The organism is Motilimonas thetidivivens (genome assembly GCF_046452435.1).
Lineage (GTDB): Bacteria > Pseudomonadota > Gammaproteobacteria > Enterobacterales > CBDFNC01 > Motilimonas.
In genome coordinates, this window is record NZ_JBKFDK010000010.1 from 31669 (window position 1) to 54084 (window position 22416).

Here is a 22416-nt window from a genome sequence, read left to right on the forward strand (position 1 = left end):
ACATGAAAAACCGTTTATCGGGCCTAGACATCTTGGGTCTAGGCTTAATGACCTTTGCTTTTTTTCTCGGCGCAGGCAATATTATTTTCCCTCCGTTGGCTGGCGCGCAAGCGGGAAGTGAACTCGTACCAGCTATGTTAGGCTTCTTGGTGACTGCGGTTGGTTTGCCCCTGATCACCTTGATTGCGGTGGCAAAGGCCGGTGGTGGCATTAGTACCATGGCTAGATACCTTCCCACCACCGCAGCCACTATTTTGGCTTTGGCTGTCTATATCATCATAGGACCCAGTTTTGCCACGCCAAGAACGGGCTTAGTGGCATATGAAATTGGGGTAAAGCCATTTATTGAGCATAGCTCGGTGGCTTTGGCGTTGTTTTCTGTGGTGTTCTTTTCGGTTGTTGCTTGGTTGGCAATTAATCCTGGTAAATTATTGGACTACATTGGTAAGTTCATAACGCCTCTGCTAGTGCTACTGCTTGTGGCATTAGCGCTAGCGGTATTTATTGCGCCGTTAGATACCCTTGGGGTGGCCACGGCAAGTTATCAAGATTCGGCCTTTATCAATGGCTTTTTGGAAGGCTATAACACCATGGATACGTTTGGCGCCCTGGTGTTTGGTATGTTGATAGTTAACGTGCTCATTACCAAAGGCGTGAATCAAAAAGCTTATATTTATAAATACTTAATGATCGCAGGTTGTATCGCAGCGGCTGGGCTTGCTTTTGTTTACATTGCGCTATTTTATCTTGGAGCGACCAGTCAAGCGGTTGCAGCGGGGGCAACTCAAGGCACCGATATTTTAGCTCAGTATGTATTTGCTATGTTCGGCACCCCTGGGGTGTTAGCCCTTGCTTTAGTGGTGATGTTAGCGTGTTTGACCACGGCGGTGGGGTTAGTCAGTGCGTTGACGACTTTTTTGACTCAGTTACAGCCAAAATGGAATTACACCCAGTTAGCCTTAATTAATTGCGCCATCTGCGCACTGGTTACGAATGTGGGGTTAAGCCAGTTAATCAGTATTTCTATTCCGGTACTTTTTGCTGTGTATCCTGTGGCCATTGCACTTGTCGCACTGACCTTTCTTAGCGAGCAGTTTGCTAACAAAAAATTGTCTTATCAATTTGTCCTAGCGATTGCTTTGATATTTGGTGTACTTGACGGCCTAAAAGTAGCGGGTGTGGATATGCAATCTTTTAACTACCTTCCCTTGTTTAATAGCGGCATGGCATGGTTGTTACCCACGGGGTGTGCATTATTAATTGCTCGGTTTACCTTTAAAAAGCGCACAAGTGTGGCAACTTATTCAAAAGTTTAACCGAGGTTATCTATTTCAAGGGAGCTTTTTGCTCCCTTTGATTTATTCGCTTAAGTAAGGATTTTTTAACTTTAACACGCTGACAGGTTGAGTAAATTTTGCTGCTATATCGGCCTTAGTCTGTTCGGGTTGTTGGGTTGTCATCGTGGCTACGGCTTCTTGCTCCGTTTTGGTAACACACTCTGCAATAATCGCCTTGGCTTGCTCTGAATCCCTTTCTTCGTAAACTTCTGCTTCGCAGCTTTCGAAAATAGCCTTTTGCTGATCGGCGCTTAGCATTGGGCTAGGCTTGTCATTTAACACGCTTAAATAAGTTTGGTTGATCAGGGTTTGATACATGGCAATGTTACAAGCCGAGGTAGCTACTTGCTCTTTTAAAGATGAGCTGAGCTTTTCTTCGTCGGACAAACCTTGATAGCCGAGATAGGCTTGTTGATGACGTTGCCAGTCGGTGATGATGGCGTTAAGTGACGTAGTCAGGTTGTCTACACGGTTGCCTGTCAAAGGTATGGTTTGATCGCCACATTGGCACTGCTGAGTTTGACAGCTAGGGCTAGCGGGTAACATTTGTGGGCGAGCAAACCAAGATGCATGTAAGCCTGTGTCATGTTTAGTCGGATGCATTACTGTTTGTTTTCCAACAAAACAAGCGCTTGATTGATAGACTGTTTTGCCATTAACTTGGCATTTGTATACGGCACTGTGGCCACTAAAGCTTAATCCTAATAGGACTAACGCGCTGCTTATTAGGGTAAATTTGCCAAGTGTTGACTTACTCATTTTTCGCTCTGCCTTTGCCATTCATTTTAGTTTGTCATACTAGCCTAGTTCTTTAATTAGGCTAACAAGCAGGCAACTAAAACTTGAGCAAGTGCAGATTATTTAACTGATAAAAGGCTAACTTTGTTATGAAAGCTCTTGTATTTCAGTCAATATTTGAATCGCCCAGTCTTGAATTCGCTGATCAGATAAATCGTATTGGTTATCTTCATCTAGGGCTAAACCGACAAAATGTTCGCCGTCAGATGCAAGGGCTTTAGATGCTTCAAATTGATATCCCGCAGTGCTGGTATAACCAATAAAAGTGGGTTGTTGTGGCAATAGCTCATCATGAAGCATACCGAGCGCATCTTGAAACCATTGGCCGTAACCTTCTTGATCCCCCATACCATAAAGCGCCACGATTTTGCCTTGTACAGATAAGCCATTAACTTGTTGCCATAGCTCTGCCCAGTCTTCTTGTAGCTCGCCATAATCCCAAGTAGAGATGCCAAAAATCAGCACTTGATAGTCATTGGTTTTGCTTAGTGGGGTTTCTTTTATATTGAAGATATCAACCAAGTCGGGGCCGATTGCATCGCGAATTTTTTCAGCGGCAATTTCGGTATAGCAAGTGGTTGAGCCATAAAATAAACCAATTTTCATTACAGTCCCCTTTGTTAAACTGGTCGCATTCTAGCAAGGATTGAGGCCGATTAGCGAGCCGTGCCTTGAGTTTGTAGGGAAGTGATTTAGAATCGAGCCAATTAAACTTGGGGTGATAGGCAATGAACACGCTAATTGATGACTTTTTAGATGCCATGTGGCTTGAACGGGGCTTAAGTGATAACACCACAAGTTCGTATCGCCATGATCTTAACCACCTTGCAGCTTGGTGTGATCAGCATGGCTTAGCCTTATTGACCTTAAGCCGAACGGATATACAAGATTATTTAGCAGCGCGTCAAGACGCGGGTTATAAGGCTACCTCTAGTGCCCGTTTACTCAGTGCGGTGCGCCGTTTTTATCAATATTTGTGTCGTGAAAAAATCCGTGAAGATGATCCTAGCGCACTGATTGTTAATCCCAAATTGCCAAAATATTTGCCTGCTGATTTATCCGAATCAGAGGTAGATGCCTTGTTAATGGCGCCCGATTTGGACGACGCTATTGGGCTTAGAGATAAAGCCATGTTAGAGCTACTTTATGCAACGGGTTTGCGTGTATCGGAATTAGTAGGACTCAGCACCGAGCGCATTAGCTTACGTCAAGGGGTGATCCGCATTGTCGGCAAAGGTAATAAAGAGCGGCTAGTGCCGATGGGCGAAGAAGCCATTTATTGGTTGCAGCGCTACTTTAATCAGGCGCGCGGTGCACTGCTTAATCAGAACAGTTCTGATGTGGTGTTTCCCAGCCGCCGGGGTCAGTATATGACGCGGCAAACATTTTGGCATAGGATCAAGCATTATGCGCAAGTGGCGCAGATCAGCACGCATTTGTCACCTCATACCTTGCGCCATGCCTTTGCGACTCATTTATTAAACCACGGTGCAGACTTACGCGTAGTGCAATTATTATTGGGCCACAGTGATTTATCCACCACACAAATTTATACTCATGTCGCCGGTGAACGATTGAAAAGCCTGCATCAGGCGCATCATCCACGGGCATAAGCAAATGACATTGCAAGAAACAGGAATAAACTACTTGGGCTTTTGCAATGGGTGTGCATAATTGGGCTGTAGCCATTTTTGTTGCCTAGTTTACTGAGGCAACTATTCAACCAGTATTTGGAGTTGTTATGTGGAAGAAAACCTTGCTAGCAGTTGCCTTGATGGGCGCCATCAGTGCCCCGGTGATCGCTGAGACTACGGACAGTCAAACCAAGGCATTGCAAGCTCAACTAAGTTCAGCAGAGCAGCGTATTGCCGAGTTGGAGCAAGTGCTCAATGAGCAAAACCAAAAGAACAGTGATCTTGTCACTGAGCTGCGCGCACTAAAAGCCGAGCATCCTGATTTAGAAGCGGCACGTGAACAATCACAACACTTTGAAATGATCCGTGAGCAGCTAGCGGCTATTGGCATTGAGCCATTTACCATGGATCGCAGCATTATCCCAAGCATGTACGAAGTGAAAACCAATCGCGGTATTTTATACAGTAACCCAACGGGTCGTTATCTGATTTTTGGTAACCTTTACGAAGTAGAGAATAAAGAGGTCACTAACCTGACCGAACAGGCGCAATCTAAACTTCGCGCAGAGCAGTTAAAAGCGTTTGAAAAAGACATGATAGTTTACCCCGCGAAAGACGAGAAATATGTCGTCACTGTATTTACCGATACGGATTGTGGTTACTGTCAAAAGCTACACAGTGAAATGGCTGACTACCATAAGGAAGGCATCACCATTCGCTATTTAGCTTTCCCAAGAGGTGGTGAGCGCTCACAAACTTATCGTGATATGGTGTCTATTTGGTGTGCTGAAGATCAAAACGCCACCATGGACGCGGCAAAAAGTCGTCAACCTTTCCAAGCTAAAACCTGTGATAATACCGTACTTAAACAGTATGAGTTAGGTGGCATGTTTGGCGTCAATGGCACGCCGGCCATGGTGTTGTCAGATGGCTCAATGCAACCAGGTTATGTGCCAGCCGCGCGCCTTGCGCCTTTGTTAGAAGAAATGACCGCAAAGGCACAAGCTGAGCAAGCTAGCACGAATACTGCGCAGTAAGATTGCGCACAGTATGTTTTAAGGCGGCTTAGGTCGCCTTTTGTATTTCTAAAGAGGCAGTTTAGCCAATGGCGACATTTTCAATCCAGCGTCGTGAGCGTGTGGATGACAGTTTTTTACCCCCTGAGATCCCAGCTGTATTACGTCAAATTTATGCCAGCCGCGGCATTAGTTGTGTCAGTGAGCTTTCCATGGCGGCGGCTGCATTGTGTCCCCCAAGTGCGATGCACGGCATAGAGCGAGCATGTCAGGTGCTTTATGATGCGATGGTCGCAGAGCAGCGCATTATTATTGTCGGTGACTTTGATGCCGATGGCGCGACCAGTACGGCTTTGTGTGTGTTGGCATTAAAAATGTTGGGCTGTCGCAATGTTGATTTCTTAGTCCCCAACCGATTTGATTACGGTTATGGTTTAAGTCCAGAAACGGTGCAGTTGGCCGCGGATATGGGCGCGCAGCTGATCGTCACGGTTGATAATGGTATCTCTAGCATTCAAGGGGTGCAGGCGGCTAAACAAATGGGCTTAACGGTTGTGGTTACCGATCACCATTTACCGGGCAGTGAATTACCGCCAGCCGATGCCATTGTAAACCCGAATCAAAATGACTGTGGTTTTCCCAGTAAAAATCTAGCCGGTGTTGGCGTGGCGTTTTATTTGATGTTGGCGCTGCGTCAATTTATTAACGAGCGCGGCGGTTTCACCGGCAATCCACCTAACTTGGCAAGCTTGCTGGATATTGTTGCCCTTGGCACGGTGGCGGATGTGGTCGCGTTGGATGCCAATAACCGTATATTAGTGCATCAAGGTATTAGCCGTATTCGCGCTGGCCATTGTCGCCCTGGTATTCAAGCCTTAATTGAAGTAGCAGGTAGAAACCAACAGCAGTTGGTGGCCAGTGATCTGGGCTTTGCGTTAGGGCCGCGTATTAATGCGGCTGGGCGACTTGATGAAATGAGCTTGGGGGTGTCGCTATTGTTATGCGATGACTTACCCAAAGCGCGCACCTTAGCCGTTGAGCTTGATGCCCTAAATCGCGATCGCCGTGATATCGAAGGCGCGATGCAACAAGAAGCCATCAGCACCTTACAGCGCCTTGAGTTAAATGAAGACGATTTGCCAACGGCCATTTGCTTATATCAAGAAGATTGGCATCAAGGGGTGATAGGCTTGGTCGCTTCGCGGATTAAGGAGCGTTATTATCGCCCGACATTAGCGTTTGCCAGCGCAGGTGAAGGGGAAATAAAGGGCTCTGCGCGCTCCATCCCCGGCATTCATATGCGCGATATGCTGGATTTAGTGGATACGCAAAATCCGGGGTTAATTACTAAGTTTGGTGGTCATGCGATGGCGGCTGGCTTGTCATTGCCGTTAGCTCATTTTGCCGACTTTAAAATGGCTCTCAATAAAGTGGTTAATCAGCATATTAGCCCAAGCGTGTTGCAAGGCTGCTTATTAACCGACGGCGAATTAACCGCATCCGATCTGAACATAGAGCTTGCCCAGCAACTCAAATTTGCAGCACCTTGGGGGCAAGCCTTCCCTGAGCCCTTGTTTGATGGCAAGTTTAAGTTATTACAGCAACGTTTGGTTGGTCAAAAGCATTTAAAAATGGTGCTAGAGCCAGAGGCGGGTGGGCTAGCCATCGATGCCATTGCCTTTAATGTTGACTTAGAAAAGTGGCCTAATCCCATGATCCGCTGGGTAGAGCTGGCTTATCGGTTAGACATTAATGAGTTTCGCGGCAATCGCAGCGTGCAGCTGATAGTTGAATTGATTAATCCCTTATAAGGCATCTTATGCAAAAAGTTCTTGTGATTGGCTATGTTTGGCCAGAGCCTAACTCGTCGGCGGCGGGCAGCCATATGATGTCGTTATTGCGTTTATTTAACAGCCAAGGTTGGCAAGTCACCTTTGCAAGCCCAGCACAACGCACCGAGCACATGGTGGATCTGGCGCAAGAGGGCATAGACAGCGTGACGATTGCCTTAAATTGCAGCTCGTTTGATGCCTTTATCAGCGAGCTTCAGCCGGACATGGTGATGTTTGATCGTTTTATGATGGAAGAGCAATTTGGTTGGCGGGTAGAAAAAAACTGTCCAAATGCGCTGCGGGTGCTTGATACCGAAGATTTGCAGTGTTTACGCCAAGCGCGTCACGAGGCCGTCAAGCAGCAGCGTGCGTTTTCTAGCTCAGATTTATTGAGCTCTGAGCTAGCCAAGCGAGAAATCGCCGCTATCTATCGCAGTGATTTATCGCTGATCATTTCGAGCTATGAAATAAAGCTGTTAGCCGAGCTCTTTACGTTGCCAGAGACGATATTGCATCACTTACCCTTTATGGTCACTCCCGTTGAGGGGGAGAAAAAATCCTTTGCGCAGCGCGCGCACTTTGTCTCTATTGGTAACTTTCGTCATGCCCCGAATTGGGATGCGGTATTGCAACTAAGCCAGCTTTGGCCGCATATTCGTCGTCAATGCCCAGATGCCGAGCTGCACATTTATGGCGCTTACCCGCCGCCCAAAGCCACCGCATTGCATAATCCCAAAACCGGTTTTTTAGTTAAAGGCTGGGCTGATGATGCGTTTGACGTGATGGCCAATGCGCGGGTATGCCTCGCGCCACTGCGCTTTGGTGCGGGCATTAAGGGCAAGTTTATTGACGCCATGCAAATGGGCACGCCAAGTGTCACCACGCCCATTGGCGTTGAAGGCATGACCAATGGTTTCCCTTGGCCCGGCGCGGTAGCTGAAACAGAGCAAGCCTTTATCGACGCCGCGGTGAGCCTTTATCAAGATAGCGCTAAATGGCAGCAAGCCAGTGAAGCTGGCACTCAGTTATTAACTCAAGTGTATGATGCTCAGTCCTTAGGGGCTGAGTTAATCACTCGACTTTATGAGTTACAAACTAATTTAACATCGCATCGCCAAGCTAATTTTACCGGCGCTATGCTGCGTCATCACAGCATGAAAAGCACCCAATATATGTCGCAGTGGATTGAAGCGAAAAACCGCAGTTAAGGTTACTGGGGATACAGAAAGAAAAATGCCGCCCGTGGGCGGCATGGAGGGCCAAATTAATCGCTGATTAATAGTGAGGTACGCATAACATGGCGCAAGATTATGGATGGATAGTCAGCATTTACTCGTCTCACAAATGTAATTAAGCTCAAGAATATGTAGAACTAAGCTAATTAGTTGAGTGAGCAAACTCGAGTTTGCTTGACAAGGTTTATCATTATCGCTTTCGCTCAATACCGAGTTCGCCTACACTAAGGCTAATAGAAGTTAATCAATTCACGTCAATGAACTCATGCCAATGAACCTAGTCTCTGCCTTATCCGATGACAAAAAACTAACCGTGCTGTTTCGCGTTGAACCGGGGTGTCTAGGGCCTAAGGGTAAGGATTACATTGAAGATTTTTGTCATTTTGCAGGCAAGGAATTTGCCGAGGTTGATGCCGATTTTGTGCGTTGGCAAATCGTTCCCCGTTATGATAAATCACTGCCAGAAACCCAGTATCTACTAGCGGGAAAACAGTTAACTTACTCGCAAGCGTGTAAGTATTTAACCCTGTTTGGCAAAGAATTGGATGATTTTGAAATGCACCTCAATGATAAACTCTCAGAGCTAATTGATGAACATCTAGGCCGCTAAAGTAGAATTGCTATCTTTAATTGGCTAATTTTGCTTGTTGTCAAACAGGAGCAGCCCTCCCAAGACCACTAAAATGGTGCCGGTTAACCCTTCCATCCAAAGGCTAAATGTCCCTTGATTTAACCATCTTTTCGCTTTATCAACACTGGCGGCAATAGCACATTGCCAGATCATCGCGATCACAAAGTGGATCCCTGCCATGGTTAAAGATTGCCATAGCGGAGAGTAATCTGGATTGATAAATTGCGGTAAAAAAGCCAAGTAAAATACAGCGGTTTTGGGATTGAGCACATTGGAAATAAAGCCTTGCTGAAAGCTCTGTATGGTTTGAGTGGATTGCACAGCAACGGGGGCGGCATCTAATAGCGTTGTTGAAGCCATCGTTGCTGCATTGACTCTATTTTTTATGATGCCAACTAAACTGCTCATTCCAAGCCAAATTAAATACAAGGCGCCGACCCACTTGATGATGTTAAACCAGTGGGCAGATTGGGCGAGAATTGCCGAGATGCCGATGGCCGAAAACAGCGCATGGACAAATAACCCGCAGCAAATACCTAAACTGGTCACGTATCCTGCTTTGGCATTCCCCTTACTGGCATTGCGGATCACTAAGGCGGTATCAAGCCCAGGGGTTAATGTCAGCAAGGTGATGGCGATGATAAAGGCTTCAAAATTGACAATCATAAAGTCAGCTTCATTAATGTAAGCAATAACTCGGCTGAGCCGATGTGATTGCATCATCACTTAAATAAGGGGCAATCATAGGTGCCATTGCCTTGAGCACTTGTGAAGGCAGTGCGGAAGTAAAGCTAAATTTATCCGCCGCATTACCCGCGACGTAGGCGGTTAAGGTACCAAAATAGGAGTCACCTATATAAAACACTAAGGTCGCGGTGCGGTTACGCGCTACTGAGCGGGTTACTTGGCCACTGCTATTGACGCTTTCGATGCGGTTATCTCCGGTGCCAGTTTTTCCTCCAACCGCGAGACTGTTGCCATCAGGTAATTGAAATACACCGGCTAACCGCCTTGCTGTGCCGTCGTTGACTACCTGTGCAAGGGCTTGTTTTAAGGTGTCTGCAACCTCCTTTATCATAACCCGCTCTCCGGCAATAACTTGCGGACTAAAATGCGTTTCATAAGGGGTTTGCTGAGCAAAAGCTAAGCTTTCAATCCGCATTGTGGGGTATTTCACTCCGCCATTTTGAATGATACCGAGTAAGGTTGCCAATGCTACGGGGCGATCACCCGAGCTTCCCAATGCGGTGGCTAATGATGGTACTAAATGCTGAAATGGGTAGCCCAGCTTCGCCCAGCGCTGATGAATGTCCAAAAAGGCTTCCACTTCTAGCATGGTGCGAATGCGAGAATCTCGGGCATTACGATGCCTGGTTTTAAACAGCCAACCATAGACTTCTTGGCGCTGTACTTGGCTCGCTTGGATGGCATCGCTAAAGGTCACTTGATCTGTTTGCATCAGGTAAGCCAGCAACCAGAGTTCGAGCGGGTGCACTCGCGCAATATAGCCTTGATCTGGGAGCGAATATTTGCCTGGTCCATAACGTTCATAGAGCTGATTTAGTGTGCGACTATCTGGGGTTTGATTACCCAAGCGTTGGTGAATAAATTGCGCAAATTGTTCCGGTGTCGATTGCGGTAGAATATACCGGTGCACAGCGGCCAGCCTGACTGGCGTTTGTTTCAAGCCGTTTAAGAAGATATCGAATTGTTCAATGTCGGTTTTACCCGCGTATTTTTTCCAAAATCGGCTTAAAAATGCCTTCCCTTCACGGTCGGCAAAGCGGCTTAGATATTCTTGGCGCTGCGGGTGCTTATCATCACTAAGTAATCGAGCGCGGTTAATATCTTGATAGGTGCTATAACGCACTATGTCACGCATTAAGCGAACAAAAGGCAAGTTGAGCGACAGCCTCAAAGAATCCGTTAGCGTGGCATTGAGGTGATTATCCTGCGGGCTAAAGTTATGAAATACATGGATACCACCGCCGGTGAAAAATTGTTCAGACGGATTTGCAGAGTATTTTCTGTTCATCGCAGCGTCTAGCATCTTGCGCAAATCTCGCTCTTGATTTGTCATAAGATAGCTTAGCGCCCAGCGGGTCAGATTGTCTTGTTGTTGGTTAGCAAGCTTCTTTAACTCTTTATTATCTGTGGTGGCGTATTTTTGGTGCAGCTCTGCAATGATTTCTAAATAGGTGGTGAGTACGCGAATTTTAGCCGTGGAGCCCAATTCAAGTTTACTGCCTTCATTGATATCAAAGGGCTGGTTGGTGTTATCGGTTTGTACCCGTACTTTAAAACCTTGCGGCGATTGCTGCATTAGGGTGAAGCTGTAATTAACTTGTGCCGTGTGCTCAGGGGCCAACAACCTATGGCCAATCAGGCCCGCTTGTTTAGCCACTTCGGGGTCAGCCAGTTTGGTTAGATAGTCGGAAGCCGCGCGCTGTAATGGGATATTTAAACTGGTGTTGGCGGTTAAATCCATTCTATCAAGATCGTAAAATTGAGTCGCCAATAGCTGACTTAATCTTGCTCTTGATAATTGTAACCCTTTACTGTTTTCTACCCGCATCAGCGCTGGAGCGGTTTTAAAATCGCGAAATTGCGTTTTGGCTTCTAATGCGGCAGCCATTAATGGACCTGATATCATGCCTTGCTGCATAAATAAGCGAATATAGCTATCGGTCAATCTGGCTAGTTCATCTCGTCCTTTTGCTGCAAGATAAAATGAGGGGCGTCGGTGCGCTATCATCAAGGCGGTAATTTGCCGCAGCGCCAGGCCAATATCTTTTAGGGTGTCATTTTGATTACGGCTGGGATCTAACAGTCGATTCACTTCCTGAAAATTAGCACTAAACCAAACCCATAAGCCATCGCCTATGCCGTGAACCTCGCCGTAGCTCGGCGCAGCAGATAAGGGCACCGAATTTAAGTAGGCCCAAACAACCAGCTTACGCGCTGCCAATGTCTCTGGTCCGTGGCGATAAGCTCGCACACTGGCTGATACCATTTGTTTTAATTTCTCAACTGGCGAGTCGGTTAAGCCATCTTCGGAGTGGCGATACTTTTCCACTTGGGTGGCTAAGGTACTACCGCCTGAAGATTGACCAGGCATCCCCAGAGCTTTCGTCACTTGGCTGATTGCTGCGATGGCTAGGCGTGGCCAGTCTACCGCCGGGTTGGCAAGGGGATTCTCACTGCTTAGTAGGTGTCTGTTTTCTATAAATAGCAGGGATTGGATAACCAGTGGCGGTATGTCGGAAAATTCGTTGTAATAATGATAGGGGTAGTTAAAGCGGTAAAACGGGGCACCACTGCAATCTTTAAGGGTAAGTCCCGCTTGTACTTTTTCAGTATAAGGAGCAAAAAATCCTTGTTGGGTATAGTCATACAGAGCAGGGGAAAACCTGACTTGTTGTGAAATTTCGAATCCGCGATTTAACAATCTGGTTTGTACTTCGGGCAAGGCAACATACCCTAAGCGTTGATCAAAAGGTCCCTCACTGGGGAATACGATCCGCTCACTGGGGCCAGACTCAAGTTGATAGCTAAGGGTGCGCGCATAGTCCGAAATAAATAAGGACTGAAAATGAGAAGTCTTAGCTTCAAATAAGCCAAGCATAATCACAATAACGATAAATGCGAGCAAGGTTAGTTTTATCACTCGCTTAACTGATAATGAAGCAGGTGGCTCGTGTTGAGTTTGTTCCATGGCGTTAAAGGAGATTTCCCTTGCCTAAATGACGATAAATATAATGCTGTATGTTAACAGGTGAATTTGCACAATGGCAGGGGGAAAAGTAGAAATAGGGTGCTTTTTCAATAAGATTGGATAGGCTTTATGCAGATTTTTGGATCGCTTTAGCACTGGCGCCAAATTTGGCTTTCCTATACTCTAACTCAGCCTGATGCACCGAGCTGCGTAGTTTATGAACATTGCTGAAGTGGTATTACCTTTACTGTTATTGAGCTTAAGTGGCTTTATTGTGATGAAGCGCGCTTGGCTTAGTCCTCGCCAAGCGCAGCAGCTAAGCCATCTGGTATTTAATATGGGTTTGCCTGCTTTATTGTTTGTGAGTGCCGCCAAGGCGCAATTTCCTCAACCTATGCCGTGGGTGTTTTTAGCTTGTTATTATGGCGTAGTTTTCGTTTTGTTTTTACTGGCCATTATAATAGCGCGCAGGTATTGGGGGTTAAACCAAGGCGCATTAGGTGCGTTTGCCATCACAGGGGTGTATTCCAACATCACCATTATAGGCATTCCCCTTTGTGCCTATGGATTGGGAAAGCCGGCGTTAGTACCCTTACTTATTCTCATCTCAATCCATAACCTGGTGTTATTTACCTTAGGGTTATTGGCTGCCCAGTGGCAACATTTATCACTGAGGGACTTAGGTCAAAGTGTTTGGCATATTCTGATACAGTTAATTCGTACGCCCATCACAGCTAGTTTATTTGCAGGGTTAATGTGTAACTTGTTTGCCATCGAGTTATACCATCCCTTAATGCAGGGGTTAAGCTGGCTAGGCGAGGTAGCGATCCCGCTGGCCTTGGTGATATTGGGGATGTCATTAAGCCAATATCAGTTGCAAGCGAACTTAGCGCCGGCATTATTTATCGTTGTACTGAAAATGGTTTTATTGCCGTTATTGGTTGGCTTGTTGGTCTTTGTCTGTTTTAACCTTGATCCCATTTGGTCCGCAACGGCAGTCATGGCCGCATCCTTACCGGTAGGCATTAGTTGTTATGGCTTTGTACAGCGTTATATTGGGCAACCACAAGGTGAGCAAGTCGCAGCAATCATTGCTACTTCTATTGTGATTTCGACATTACTAAGTATTGTGACCTTGTCACTGTTATTGCACATTTTAGGATAGCGGCGTTGTAAATACCTCTATAAAGAATGAGGTTTAATTGATTGTTTTGTGCTTTTTGATAAGCTGCAGTTCTTAATCACTTTTTGAGTCTCATTCCCTAGGGGGAGCCTTGTCTATCTATTTGCTCAAGTCCCGTTTTCAAGCTTGTCTGCGGCCTCTGGTTGGCTGGCTTTATCGGCACAAGGTAACAGCCAATCAAATCACCATGTCGGCCATGTTTATCTCGGTGATCCTTGGTGTATTCCTGTGCCTTGAAAATCTAGAGCCAACTTGGTTTTTACTGATACCGATTTGGATGTTTTTTCGCATGGCTTTTAATGCGATTGATGGCATGCTAGCTCGAGAGTTTCACCAGCAATCCGCGCTAGGAGCCTACTTGAATGAGCTGAGCGATGTGGTTTCAGATGCCGCCTTGCTACTGCCTTTTCTCTTTATCCCTATTGCCGAACCTATTTGGTTACTGGCGATTATTTTTTTCGCCGCTTTAGCCGAAATGACCGGTGTGCTTGGCCTCATGGTCGGCGCATCAAGGCGTTATGACGGTCCGATGGGCAAAAGTGACAGAGCGTTTGTGTTTGGTCTGTTAGCCCTGTTATGGGGGCTGGATCTTATTTCTGAGCCTTGGTTTAACGCCATTTTGATTTTTACCTTGTTATTACTGCTGATGACCTTGGTCAATCGCGTTCGTGGCGGTTTAGCCGAGTTAAAGTGAATCAGTTACGCCAAATGAGTGAGTAACACATTTTTAGGAGCTTTACATGGACATAGCCACGCAAGTTATCAGCTCAAAGCCAAGTGATGCCTTGAGCTTGGAGCAGCAAGAATCCGCTCAGAACAGCCCACAGTTATTGAGCTTTCAATGCCACGATGGCATTGAATTAAAGTACCGCTATTGGCCAGCAAAAAAGCCCGCTAATGGGGCTCGCAAAGCGGTAGTCATGTTTCATCGCGGCCATGAGCATAGTGGTCGCATGGAACACTTAGTTGATGAGCTAGGTTTGGATGACTGTGACTTTTTTGCTTGGGATGCCAGAGGCCATGGCCTGTCTCCCGGTAAACGCGGTGAAAGCCCAAGTTTTGGCACCAGCGTTCGTGATGTGCAAACCTTTATGGCGCACCTAAGTGAGCAGCATCAGCTAGTAATGGAGCAAACTGTGGTGTTGGCTCAAAGTGTAGGGGCGGTGCTGGCCGCCACTTGGGTGCACGACTATGCGCCTAAATTGCGCGGCTTAGTGCTAGCGTCACCGGCGTTTAGTATTAAATTGTATGTGCCTTTTGCTATTCCCGGATTACGATTACTGCACCAGTTAAAGGGCAACTTCTTTGTTAATAGCTATGTTAAGGCTAAGTTATTAACCCATGATCCGCAGCGCATTGCCTCTTTTGAGCAAGATCCTCTTATTGCACGCCCCATCTCGGTCAATATGTTATTGGGCTTACATGATACGGCAAAGCGCATCGTTGCTGATGCTGCGGCGATCACTGTGCCAACGCAAATGTTTATCTCTGGCGCTGACTATGTGGTGCGTAAGGCGCCGCAGCGCGCCTTTTTTGCTAATTTAGGCTCCCAATGTAAAGAGTTACATGAGTTACCCGGTTTCTATCACGATACCTTAGGCGAGCGAGATAGAGGGGAGGCATTAGCTCGAATCAAACGTTTTGTTGAGCAGCGTTTTTCTCAGCCTTACCAACAGGTAAATAGGCTTAATGCCGATAAAGAAGGCCACTTTTGCGCCGAAGCGGAAGCGTTGGCAACCCCGTTACCTCACTCATCGCTGCAAGCTTTGGCTTGGCGCAGTTATCGTAAGTGTTTGGCATTTGCTGGCCGTTTTAGTGCGGGTATTAAGCTTGGTTTTGATACCGGTTTTGATTCGGGTAGTACCTTAGACTATGTCTATCGAAACCAGCCCACGGGCACCAATGAGCTGGGTAAGCTGGTCGACAAAAATTATCTTAACTCCGTGGGCTGGCGCGGTATTCGCCAGCGTAAAGTCCATCTCGAAGAATTATTGGCTCAGGCGATGCAAAGGCTGCAAGCAGAGCAAGGTGATGTGCGCATGTTAGATATTGCCGCGGGTCATGGCCGCTATATTCTCGAAGCCATTAGCAAAGCCAAGACCAAACCTAGCTCGGTGCTGCTACGCGACTATAGCGATATTAATGTGCGAGATGGCCAAGCGTTGATTGAGGCCATGGGGCTCGATGATATTGCTCAGTTTGTAAAAGGCGATGCCTTTGATCAAGCAGATCTTGCTGCCATTGAGCCTAAACCTAACTTAGCCGTGGTTTCAGGTTTATACGAGCTGTTTGGCGATAATGAGTTAGTGGGCCGCTCCCTTGCTGGGGTGGCACAAGCGGTAGAGCCGGGCGGCTATCTGGTTTACACAGGCCAACCTTGGCATCCGCAATTAGCGTTAATTGCACGCGCCTTGACCAGTCACCGTGAGGGGCAAGCTTGGGTTATGCGCCGCCGTAGTCAACAAGAAATGGATCAACTGGTTGCCGCCGCGGGTTTTACCAAGATAGAGCAGCGCATTGATGAAATGGGTATCTTCACCGTGTCGATTGCACAAAAAACTGCACAACAAAAGGATAGCTAGCAGATGAGGCCAACTGAATTAGCGCGCGAAACCGGGCCGATATTATGGCGTCGCAGCCTAGCTTGGTTGGCCTTGTTAGCACCGTTATTTTTTATTAGTTATAACTTTGCTAATCAATATGCGGCTAATCAAACGGACGTGCCTAGCCTGATGCTGGCGTGGGAGATGTATATTCCCTTAGTGCCTTGGACCATTATTCCCTATTGGTCGATAGATTTACTTTATGGCTTGGCCTTTTTATTGCCGCGTAGCCGTTGCGGCATCGACCGTTTGGGATTAAGGCTGCTGAGTGCACAAGTCATTTGTATCAGCTGTTTTCTTATTTGGCCGTTAAAGTTCAGCCTAGCGCGCCCCGAGTTAACGGGCGTGTTTGGCACTATGTTTGATGTACTGATGGGATTTGATAAACCCTTTAACCAAGCGCCTTCGTTACACATTACCTTGCTCGTGGTGCTATGGGCTTGTTTTGCCGATTTTTTACGCGGGCCTTGGCGCTATGTTATGCATGTTTGGATGGCGCTGATTGGCATCTCGGTGCTGACCACTTGGCAGCATCATTTTATCGATGTACCTAGCGGTATTTTGGCGGGCGCATTTTGTTTATGGTGCTGGCCAAAGGGGCGTCCAAGTCCATTATTGGCATGGCAAGGGCGGATGAAGCCACGGCTAAGGTTAGCCAGTTATTACCTGAGTGGTAGCGTGCTATTTGGCTTATTAGGCTGGACTGGATTTGAGCTAAACACGGGACTGAGTTTACTGCTGTTTTGGCCTTGTGCATCCTTGCTATTGGTCGCGCTGAATTATGCCGTTGTGGGTGCGGCTGGATTTCAAAAGCAAGCCAATGGCCAGTTAAGTTTGGCTGCTAAGATGTTATATGCGCCCTACACCTTAGCGGCTTGGGTGAATCATAAACTATGGACGGCCAATCAACTGCCCGCCAATGAAGTGGTGCCGGGGGTGTTTTTAGGGCGAAAGCCTGATCGTTATGAAGCTCAAAACTATGTCGCTTTGATGGATTTATGCCCTGAGCTGCCGGTGACGGTGCCAGCAAAATGTCATTATCAACAGTTGGAGTTGCTCGATCTCGCTCCCTTAACCGCGGCGCAATGTTGGTCTGCGGCTAAAGCCATTGATAGCCTAAATCCCACACGTGAAGTGCCCTTATTGGTATTTTGCGCGCTCGGTTATTCACGCAGCAGTGTGGCATTAATGGCGTGGTTACTGTTAGCAGGCTATGCCGATAGCGTTGACCAAGCTTATGCCTTGGTGAGTAAAGCTAGGCCCCAAGTGGTGATTAAACCTTACCATTTAACAACCTTAGCTGAGCTTATCAGCAGCGACGATTTTATTGCTTATCAACGTCATCGCAGTCAAGTGAGTAAGCAAAATCAGCAGCAAAGAAAAATGGCAGCGATGCAAACCAAGGTACAAGCATGACCACAATAAGCTTATTACAGGTGCAAGCCAGTTTATTGCGACAAGGGCGGCAATTAGATAGCTTGTCGGTAAAGCTCACCTTGGTCAGTTTAGTGTTGCTGTTGCTGCAGCAGCCGTTAGGGCTTGGTTTATGGCAAGTTATTAGCCTGTGGCTATGTATCGTGTTGGGATTAATGCAAAAATACTACGCCCTTAGAGTCGATTTCGATGCTCAGCTGTTTAGCCATTTAGCCGCCGAGCTAGCGCAAACAAGCCAAAGCGAAGCTGAGTGTGGCGAGCAAAGGTTAACGGCAGCGCTGGCGAAGTTAGATCAAGCCCTCGTTCAGCAAGGTCTTATCTCTTGTCCTGACAACACGCGTGCATTAACGCCGCGCTGTAAAGGGGCAAAAAGTTTGTTAAAGCGCCAAGTCATGTGTTTAGTCGGGCAATTATCCACGATGCTAATGATGGGGATGTTGGCCAGCTTGGCTCTCTGGGCCTGATTCTTTTATTTACTAAAATGGAGCGATATTAGCTTGAAATGGTTTGTGAGTTTGGCTGTCAGTATGGCGGCGGCCTTCGCCCGATTCGCGATAATTATTGCGGCTAAAATGATTACCGGCGCGAAAGCCTTAGGGCAAGTGCCTAGTTTGGATACTTATGGCCAGGGGCGGGTTTATATTGCTAATCACACCAGTCATGGTGATTTTGTTTTATTATGGGCGTCGCTCCACCCCAAATTACGTGCCCGTGTGCGCCCCGTCGCGGGGGCTGATTATTGGCAAGCGGGGCCATTACGCCGCTTTATCATACATCATGTATTTAATGGTGTGTTGATTGCTCGTCAACCAAGATCTGAGCCAAGCAAGATGGACCCGTTGCAGCCTTTACTGGATGCCTTGCACCAAGGGGACTCGCTGATATTTTTTCCGGAAGGGACGCGTAATCTCGCCGAGCCAGATCCGCAGCTTGGTTATACGCCTTTATTGGCCTTTAAATCCGGTTTGTTTCATTTATTGCATCAAGTGCCTCATATTCCTTGTGTTCCGGTGTGGATTGCTAATTTAAATCGGGTGATGCCAAAAGGGCGCACCTTGCCTTTGCCTTTACTTTGCACCCTTAATTTTGCGCCGCCGTTATTACTTCAACAAGATGAAGGCAAGAAAGACTTTCTACAGCGCGCCGAGCAAGCTTTATTAGGCCAAGCGCCAAGGGAGGCGCAATGAGTCACGATATGCAAATGTTGTTTTTAGGACTCGGGCTGTTTTTAACCCTTGCCAGCGTCATAGCTAAAGGGTTACAAATTCGTTATCAAAGCAAACAGCAGCGAGCTGGACAGCTAGTGATTAGTTCACCGGTATTGGAAAACTTGTCGGCTAGGATCAAGGCGTGGTGGGGCATGATTATCGTGCTGGCCATGGCGTTTTATTTTGGCTCCATGGGCGTGATTGTGCTGTTTTTCTTGGTGTCATTTTATGCTTTGCGAGAGTTTCTAACCTTAGTGCCAACACGTCACAGTGATTATCCCGCGCTGTTTGCGGCGTTTTATTTTGCCTTGCCGATGCAGTATTTTTTAATTGCGATTGACTGGTATAGCTTGTTGGTTATTTTTATTCCGGTCTATTTATTCTTGCTGTTGCCCATCTTGGCTGCGTTAGGCGGCGATACCACACACTATTTAGAGCGGACCAGTAAGGTGCAGTGGGGGCTGATGATCGCCGTCTATTGCGTTTCGGCCATTCCGGCCTTGTTACTGTTAGATATTGACGGTTTCGAGGGGCGAAATCTGTTGCTAATTGCTTGGTTTATTCTCGTAGTGCAGCTGTCGGATGTGTTGCAATACGTTTGTGGTAAGTTATTTGGTAAAACCAAAATTGCCCCGACCTTATCCCCGTCTAAAACCGTGGAAGGTTTTGTCGGTGGGATCTTGCTGTCGATGGGGGTGGGTGCTGCAATTTATCATTTAACCCCTTTTTCACCTTGGCAAGCTGCCTTAATTGCATTGCTGGTCAATTTATTGGGGTTTGCTGGTGGTATAGTGATGTCGGCAATCAAGCGCGATTGCAAGGTGAAAGATTGGGGTCATATGATAGAAGGCCACGGTGGCATGTTTGATCGCATTGATTCGGTATGTTTTGCCGCGCCGGTGTTCTTTCATCTGGTGCGATATTGGTGGACTTAAAGCGAGTAATTAAGATGAAAAAACTCACGGGGAAATGGCGTTTAACCATAGCGCAATTTGCAGTCTCGGTTGAGGTGCAAGAATATGAAGGCGATCCCGCCTCTGCTTATTGGCGCGAGGCTAAGGGCAGCGATTTATGGGCCAGAGTGCGCAACAAGGATAATGTAAAATGGCAATGCGTCAGGTAGCAAACAACTTAAGTTGTCTTCTCGGCGGGCTCGCTCTTCTATTATGGCTATTCGCCCTGCCGACGTTTGCTGCGGCGCAGCCAAATGAGCCACAAGTAAGTGCATTTAGCCAACAACTTGTCGATGCGGCTTTATATCGCACCACGCAAAATGTGCGCTACGATGGCCGCTATATTGCCATCCCTTATCCTAATGGCGATGTACCGGCCGATATTGGTGTGTGCACCGATGTGATTGTGCGTAGTTATCGCGCTTTAGGCATAGATTTGCAGCAGCGTGTGCATCAGGACATGGCCAAGCACTTTAATGCTTATCCGTCGAAGCGTATTTGGGGATTAACCCGCCCCGATCGCAATATAGATCATCGCCGAGTGCCCAATCTGCAAGCTTATTTTACCCGTCATGGTGAGGTGCTGCCTGTTTCAGACCAAGGCGATGATTACCAAGTGGGCGATATCGTGACTTGGATGCTACCGGGCAATTTGCCCCATATCGGTATTCTAGTGCCGCCGCCAGAGGGGCAAGGTCAATCAGGCGCACCTTGGGTGGTACACAATATTGGCGCGGGGCCGATGCGAGAGGATATGTTATTTAGTTATCCCATTACTGGGCGTTATCGTTATCAGCCTGTGAAATAAGGTGCTAGTTAATGAAAGTTATCTGTATTGGGTTATTTGTGCTGCTGTTGGCGAGTAATGCTTTCTGGTTTTTTGCTGCTATTGATCAAGGGATCAGCTTTACTTATCTTGAGGCAAGTTATGAAACGCTTGAACGTGCACATCAGCAGTTAATTCAATTGTCTAATCTAAACTTAATAGGACTGACAGCAGATGAAGCCAAGCATTTGATTGGGCATGATGTTTACAATTCAGAGCCATACATTAAAGAAGGTTGTTTGCAAGCGGGGCAAATTTGTATGAAGCTAGATGGTGCTAATCAAATAGTTGCGATTGAGTAGGAGCCGTAGAAAATGCAGCAAGTCTATCTATTTGACTGGGGCGATACCTTAATGGTGGATTTCCCAAATCAACAAGGCAAGATGTGTGATTGGCCAAATGTGGAAGCGGTGGATGGTGCTGTCGCAACCCTTGCCGAGCTAGCTAAGTGTCATTCTATCTATATAGCGACTAATGCGGCCGATTCCAGTGAGTCAGAAATACAGGCTGCGTTTGCTCGAGTAGGACTCGATAAGTTCATTAGCGGGTATTTTTGCCGCGCAAATCTAGGCGTGTCCAAAGGAACGCCGGCATTTTTTCATCGCATTATCGAGCAGCTTAAGGTGTTACCCGAAAGCGTGGTGATGGTCGGCGATTCATTGCAAAATGACGTGAAGCCGGCCATGGCGGCAGGGCTTAAAGCGGTTTGGTTTAACCCCGACGCTAAGGTGCATGAGTTACCTAATCAGGTTAAACAAATCAGTTGCTTAAATGAGCTAGTTGGCTTTGAGATAAAATGAAAATAAGCGACCTACCGGGACTTGGGCCGAAATCAGAGCAAATGCTACAAGCTGCTGGGATCAGCAGTGTTGAGCATTTAAAGGAGCTTGGCGCAATTGCTGCTTTTATCAAAGTAAAGCAATCGAGCGGGGCAACGCCCAGTTTAAATCTACTTTATGCCTTAGTGGGCGCGTTAGAAGGCGAGCATTGGTTGACCATAGCGAAATCACAAAAAGCCGAGCTGATTATGCAGCTCGAAGGTTACGCTCAATTAGAGCAAGTGTTTGCTGAGGCGGGTGAAGAATTATACTTACCCGTTAAGCCATAACGACATAAATGGTGACTTAAGTCGCTTTTTAATGATAAATGTGTTTCTATAAGTGGCTGTTAATATATCCTTTCGACATTTCATACCTTGTTGTAATTAGGTTCGTTTTGACCAAACGTATCAGCGAAGTCAGGGCAACTCCATCGCTGTCTGGTTTAATCGAGGAATTTAATGATTTTAATCAACAGCATCTATTTATCAGCCTTAAGGTATGTTTCTAAGGCAACGCGTTACGGACTTACATTAACTTCGAATAAGGATATTGCAATGAAGCTAAACCAAGCAAAGTTAAACAAACCTTCTACTGCTTATGTGATGGCGACATGGGCTGCCCTTGTCATCGGTGTATTGAGTTATTTAATTGGTTTATGGAACGCCTCCTTTGAGCTCAATGAAAAGGGCTATTACTTTGCTGTGTTTTTGTTGGCCATGTTTGCCGCGGTGACACTGCAAAAAAGTGTTCGAGACAAGGAAGAAGGCCTGCCGGTGACTAAGATTTTTTTCGGCATGTGCTGGGTTGCATTTGCCTCGGCCATTGCCTTGTTGGTGATAGGCTTAATTAATGCGAATATTTTACTCAGTGAAAAAGGCTTTTACGGCATTTCGTTTTTGTTGGCCTTGTTTGCCGTGATCACGGCGCAAAAAAATACCCGAGATTTAACCAATGAGTTGGGGCAAACAGATCCTTCCGCTTATCCTAAATCGGCTTCGAGAATTGATGCCGCTATCAAGGCAGGCGAGCTGATTCCTTAATCTCATCCATTTCCCATAGCGCCTTTGGGATTTGTCTTCAAAGGCGCGTTTATCAAACTATCCATGTTATCTCTTTGCTATCAACTGATGTTTATTCGTTTGGCCATGCAGGCAGGGCGAGCGCATGAGTGTACAAAATGCAATCAACCA

23 protein-coding genes are annotated in these 22416 nt (G+C 46.7%); 19 read left to right on the forward strand and 4 right to left on the reverse strand.

Annotated elements, in window-relative coordinates; all coding sequences use genetic code 11:
* Positions 1-2 precede the first annotated feature (2 nt).
* Positions 3-1316, forward strand: a complete 1314-nt coding sequence (gene brnQ, locus ACK8OT_RS09355) for a branched-chain amino acid transport system II carrier protein (RefSeq protein WP_410196244.1) — start codon at positions 3-5, stop codon at positions 1314-1316.
* A 42-nt stretch (positions 1317-1358) separates the two neighbouring features.
* Here brnQ and ACK8OT_RS09360 read toward each other — a convergent pair whose 3' ends face one another.
* Both ACK8OT_RS09360 and fldB read right to left on the reverse strand, forming a co-directional pair.
* Positions 1359-2096: a hypothetical protein gene (locus ACK8OT_RS09360; protein ID WP_410196245.1), complete on the reverse strand. Its 738-nt coding sequence runs from the start codon at positions 2094-2096 to the stop codon at positions 1359-1361.
* Positions 2097-2222: 126 nt separating this feature from the next.
* Positions 2223-2741, reverse strand: a complete 519-nt coding sequence (gene fldB, locus ACK8OT_RS09365; protein ID WP_410196246.1) for a flavodoxin FldB — start codon at positions 2739-2741, stop codon at positions 2223-2225.
* A gap of 122 nt (positions 2742-2863) precedes the next feature.
* On the opposite strand from fldB, the gene xerD reads away from it, so the two are divergent.
* The 5 genes from xerD to ACK8OT_RS09390 all read left to right on the forward strand — a co-directional run bounded on the left by xerD (position 2864) and on the right by ACK8OT_RS09390 (position 8462).
* Positions 2864-3748 carry a site-specific tyrosine recombinase XerD gene (gene xerD, locus ACK8OT_RS09370; protein WP_410196247.1) on the forward strand — a complete coding sequence of 295 codons (885 nt, stop codon included), beginning with the start codon at positions 2864-2866 and terminating at the stop codon, positions 3746-3748.
* Positions 3749-3876: 128 nt separating this feature from the next.
* Entirely contained in the window at positions 3877-4806 is a 930-nt protein-coding gene (gene dsbC, locus ACK8OT_RS09375) for a bifunctional protein-disulfide isomerase/oxidoreductase DsbC (RefSeq protein WP_410196248.1), read from the forward strand.
* Positions 4807-4874: 68 nt separating this feature from the next.
* Positions 4875-6596, forward strand: coding sequence for a single-stranded-DNA-specific exonuclease RecJ (gene recJ, locus ACK8OT_RS09380; RefSeq protein ID WP_410196249.1), 1722 nt, complete (start codon positions 4875-4877; stop codon positions 6594-6596).
* A gap of 8 nt (positions 6597-6604) precedes the next feature.
* On the forward strand, positions 6605-7825 hold the full coding sequence (locus ACK8OT_RS09385; RefSeq protein WP_410196250.1) for a glycosyltransferase family 4 protein: 1221 nt from the start codon (positions 6605-6607) through the stop codon (positions 7823-7825).
* 298 nt (positions 7826-8123) lie between these two features.
* Positions 8124-8462 carry a hypothetical protein gene (locus tag ACK8OT_RS09390; RefSeq protein ID WP_410196251.1) on the forward strand — a complete coding sequence of 113 codons (339 nt, stop codon included), beginning with the start codon at positions 8124-8126 and terminating at the stop codon, positions 8460-8462.
* 24 nt (positions 8463-8486) lie between these two features.
* Here the strand turns inward: ACK8OT_RS09390 and ACK8OT_RS09395 are convergent, their stop codons facing one another.
* Both ACK8OT_RS09395 and ACK8OT_RS09400 read right to left on the reverse strand, forming a co-directional pair.
* The gene (locus tag ACK8OT_RS09395; RefSeq protein ID WP_410196252.1) at positions 8487-9149 is read right to left on the reverse strand and encodes a LysE family translocator; all 663 of its coding nucleotides are present in this window, start codon (positions 9147-9149) and stop codon (positions 8487-8489) included.
* A gap of 13 nt (positions 9150-9162) precedes the next feature.
* The gene (locus tag ACK8OT_RS09400) at positions 9163-12198 is read right to left on the reverse strand and encodes a transglycosylase domain-containing protein (protein ID WP_410196253.1); all 3036 of its coding nucleotides are present in this window, start codon (positions 12196-12198) and stop codon (positions 9163-9165) included.
* A 217-nt stretch (positions 12199-12415) separates the two neighbouring features.
* Here ACK8OT_RS09400 and ACK8OT_RS09405 point away from each other — a divergent pair, with 217 nt between their 5' ends.
* The 13 genes from ACK8OT_RS09405 (at position 12416) to yiaA (ending at position 22266) form a co-directional block, all read left to right on the forward strand.
* Positions 12416-13363 (forward strand): AEC family transporter, encoded by a 948-nt coding sequence (locus ACK8OT_RS09405; protein ID WP_410196254.1) that lies wholly within the window; start codon positions 12416-12418, stop codon positions 13361-13363.
* A gap of 109 nt (positions 13364-13472) precedes the next feature.
* Positions 13473-14075 carry a CDP-alcohol phosphatidyltransferase family protein gene (locus ACK8OT_RS09410; RefSeq protein ID WP_410196255.1) on the forward strand — a complete coding sequence of 201 codons (603 nt, stop codon included), beginning with the start codon at positions 13473-13475 and terminating at the stop codon, positions 14073-14075.
* A 46-nt stretch (positions 14076-14121) separates the two neighbouring features.
* On the forward strand, positions 14122-15963 hold the full coding sequence (locus ACK8OT_RS09415) for a bifunctional alpha/beta hydrolase/class I SAM-dependent methyltransferase (protein WP_410196256.1): 1842 nt from the start codon (positions 14122-14124) through the stop codon (positions 15961-15963).
* A 3-nt stretch (positions 15964-15966) separates the two neighbouring features.
* Positions 15967-17400, forward strand: a complete 1434-nt coding sequence (locus ACK8OT_RS09420; protein WP_410196257.1) for a phosphatase PAP2/dual specificity phosphatase family protein — start codon at positions 15967-15969, stop codon at positions 17398-17400.
* Entirely contained in the window at positions 17397-17882 is a 486-nt protein-coding gene (locus tag ACK8OT_RS09425) for a hypothetical protein (protein ID WP_410196258.1), read from the forward strand. The genes ACK8OT_RS09420 and ACK8OT_RS09425 overlap by 4 nt, the downstream gene beginning before the upstream one ends.
* Positions 17883-17915: 33 nt before the next feature.
* Entirely contained in the window at positions 17916-18605 is a 690-nt protein-coding gene (locus ACK8OT_RS09430; RefSeq protein WP_410196259.1) for a lysophospholipid acyltransferase family protein, read from the forward strand.
* Complete coding sequence (locus ACK8OT_RS09435; protein ID WP_410196260.1) at positions 18602-19561, forward strand: phosphatidate cytidylyltransferase; 960 nt, start codon at positions 18602-18604, stop codon at positions 19559-19561. Before ACK8OT_RS09430 ends, ACK8OT_RS09435 begins: the two co-directional genes overlap by 4 nt.
* A gap of 14 nt (positions 19562-19575) precedes the next feature.
* Positions 19576-19749 carry a hypothetical protein gene (locus tag ACK8OT_RS09440; protein WP_410196261.1) on the forward strand — a complete coding sequence of 58 codons (174 nt, stop codon included), beginning with the start codon at positions 19576-19578 and terminating at the stop codon, positions 19747-19749.
* Complete coding sequence (locus ACK8OT_RS09445; RefSeq protein WP_410196340.1) at positions 19737-20387, forward strand: DUF1287 domain-containing protein; 651 nt, start codon at positions 19737-19739, stop codon at positions 20385-20387. Before ACK8OT_RS09440 ends, ACK8OT_RS09445 begins: the two co-directional genes overlap by 13 nt.
* Before the next feature lie 11 nt (positions 20388-20398).
* Positions 20399-20707, forward strand: a complete 309-nt coding sequence (locus tag ACK8OT_RS09450; RefSeq protein WP_410196262.1) for a hypothetical protein — start codon at positions 20399-20401, stop codon at positions 20705-20707.
* 12 nt (positions 20708-20719) lie between these two features.
* A complete protein-coding gene (locus ACK8OT_RS09455; RefSeq protein WP_410196263.1) occupies positions 20720-21205 on the forward strand; it encodes an HAD family hydrolase in 486 nt (161 codons plus the stop codon).
* Complete coding sequence (locus ACK8OT_RS09460) at positions 21202-21513, forward strand: TfoX/Sxy family protein (RefSeq protein WP_410196264.1); 312 nt, start codon at positions 21202-21204, stop codon at positions 21511-21513. Before ACK8OT_RS09455 ends, ACK8OT_RS09460 begins: the two co-directional genes overlap by 4 nt.
* A 267-nt stretch (positions 21514-21780) precedes the next feature.
* Positions 21781-22266, forward strand: coding sequence for an inner membrane protein YiaA (gene yiaA / locus ACK8OT_RS09465; RefSeq protein WP_410196265.1), 486 nt, complete (start codon positions 21781-21783; stop codon positions 22264-22266).
* Positions 22267-22416: the final 150 nt, after the last annotated feature.

Bases quoted from the DNA above. Each gene is read 5' to 3' on its own strand.
- ACK8OT_RS09360 (WP_410196245.1), bottom strand. From the start codon at position 2,096: ATGAGTAAGTCAACACTTGGCAAATTTACCCTAATAAGCAGCGCGTTA.
- ACK8OT_RS09455 (WP_410196263.1), top strand. From the start codon at position 20,720: ATGCAGCAAGTCTATCTATTTGACTGGGGCGATACCTTAATGGTGGAT.
- ACK8OT_RS09395 (WP_410196252.1), bottom strand. From the start codon at position 9,149: ATGATTGTCAATTTTGAAGCCTTTATCATCGCCATCACCTTGCTGACA.
- ACK8OT_RS09390 (WP_410196251.1), top strand. From the start codon at position 8,124: ATGAACCTAGTCTCTGCCTTATCCGATGACAAAAAACTAACCGTGCTG.
- fldB (WP_410196246.1), bottom strand. From the start codon at position 2,741: ATGAAAATTGGTTTATTTTATGGCTCAACCACTTGCTATACCGAAATT.
- xerD (WP_410196247.1), top strand. From the start codon at position 2,864: ATGAACACGCTAATTGATGACTTTTTAGATGCCATGTGGCTTGAACGG.
- dsbC (WP_410196248.1), top strand. From the start codon at position 3,877: ATGTGGAAGAAAACCTTGCTAGCAGTTGCCTTGATGGGCGCCATCAGT.
- brnQ (WP_410196244.1), top strand. From the start codon at position 3: ATGAAAAACCGTTTATCGGGCCTAGACATCTTGGGTCTAGGCTTAATG.
- ACK8OT_RS09460 (WP_410196264.1), top strand. From the start codon at position 21,202: ATGAAAATAAGCGACCTACCGGGACTTGGGCCGAAATCAGAGCAAATG.
- ACK8OT_RS09440 (WP_410196261.1), top strand. From the start codon at position 19,576: ATGAAAAAACTCACGGGGAAATGGCGTTTAACCATAGCGCAATTTGCA.
- ACK8OT_RS09400 (WP_410196253.1), bottom strand. From the start codon at position 12,198: ATGGAACAAACTCAACACGAGCCACCTGCTTCATTATCAGTTAAGCGA.
- yiaA (WP_410196265.1), top strand. From the start codon at position 21,781: ATGAAGCTAAACCAAGCAAAGTTAAACAAACCTTCTACTGCTTATGTG.
- ACK8OT_RS09420 (WP_410196257.1), top strand. From the start codon at position 15,967: ATGAGGCCAACTGAATTAGCGCGCGAAACCGGGCCGATATTATGGCGT.
- ACK8OT_RS09425 (WP_410196258.1), top strand. From the start codon at position 17,397: ATGACCACAATAAGCTTATTACAGGTGCAAGCCAGTTTATTGCGACAA.
- ACK8OT_RS09405 (WP_410196254.1), top strand. From the start codon at position 12,416: ATGAACATTGCTGAAGTGGTATTACCTTTACTGTTATTGAGCTTAAGT.
- ACK8OT_RS09415 (WP_410196256.1), top strand. From the start codon at position 14,122: ATGGACATAGCCACGCAAGTTATCAGCTCAAAGCCAAGTGATGCCTTG.
- recJ (WP_410196249.1), top strand. From the start codon at position 4,875: ATGGCGACATTTTCAATCCAGCGTCGTGAGCGTGTGGATGACAGTTTT.
- ACK8OT_RS09450 (WP_410196262.1), top strand. From the start codon at position 20,399: ATGAAAGTTATCTGTATTGGGTTATTTGTGCTGCTGTTGGCGAGTAAT.
- ACK8OT_RS09435 (WP_410196260.1), top strand. From the start codon at position 18,602: ATGAGTCACGATATGCAAATGTTGTTTTTAGGACTCGGGCTGTTTTTA.
- ACK8OT_RS09385 (WP_410196250.1), top strand. From the start codon at position 6,605: ATGCAAAAAGTTCTTGTGATTGGCTATGTTTGGCCAGAGCCTAACTCG.
- ACK8OT_RS09445 (WP_410196340.1), top strand. From the start codon at position 19,737: ATGCGTCAGGTAGCAAACAACTTAAGTTGTCTTCTCGGCGGGCTCGCT.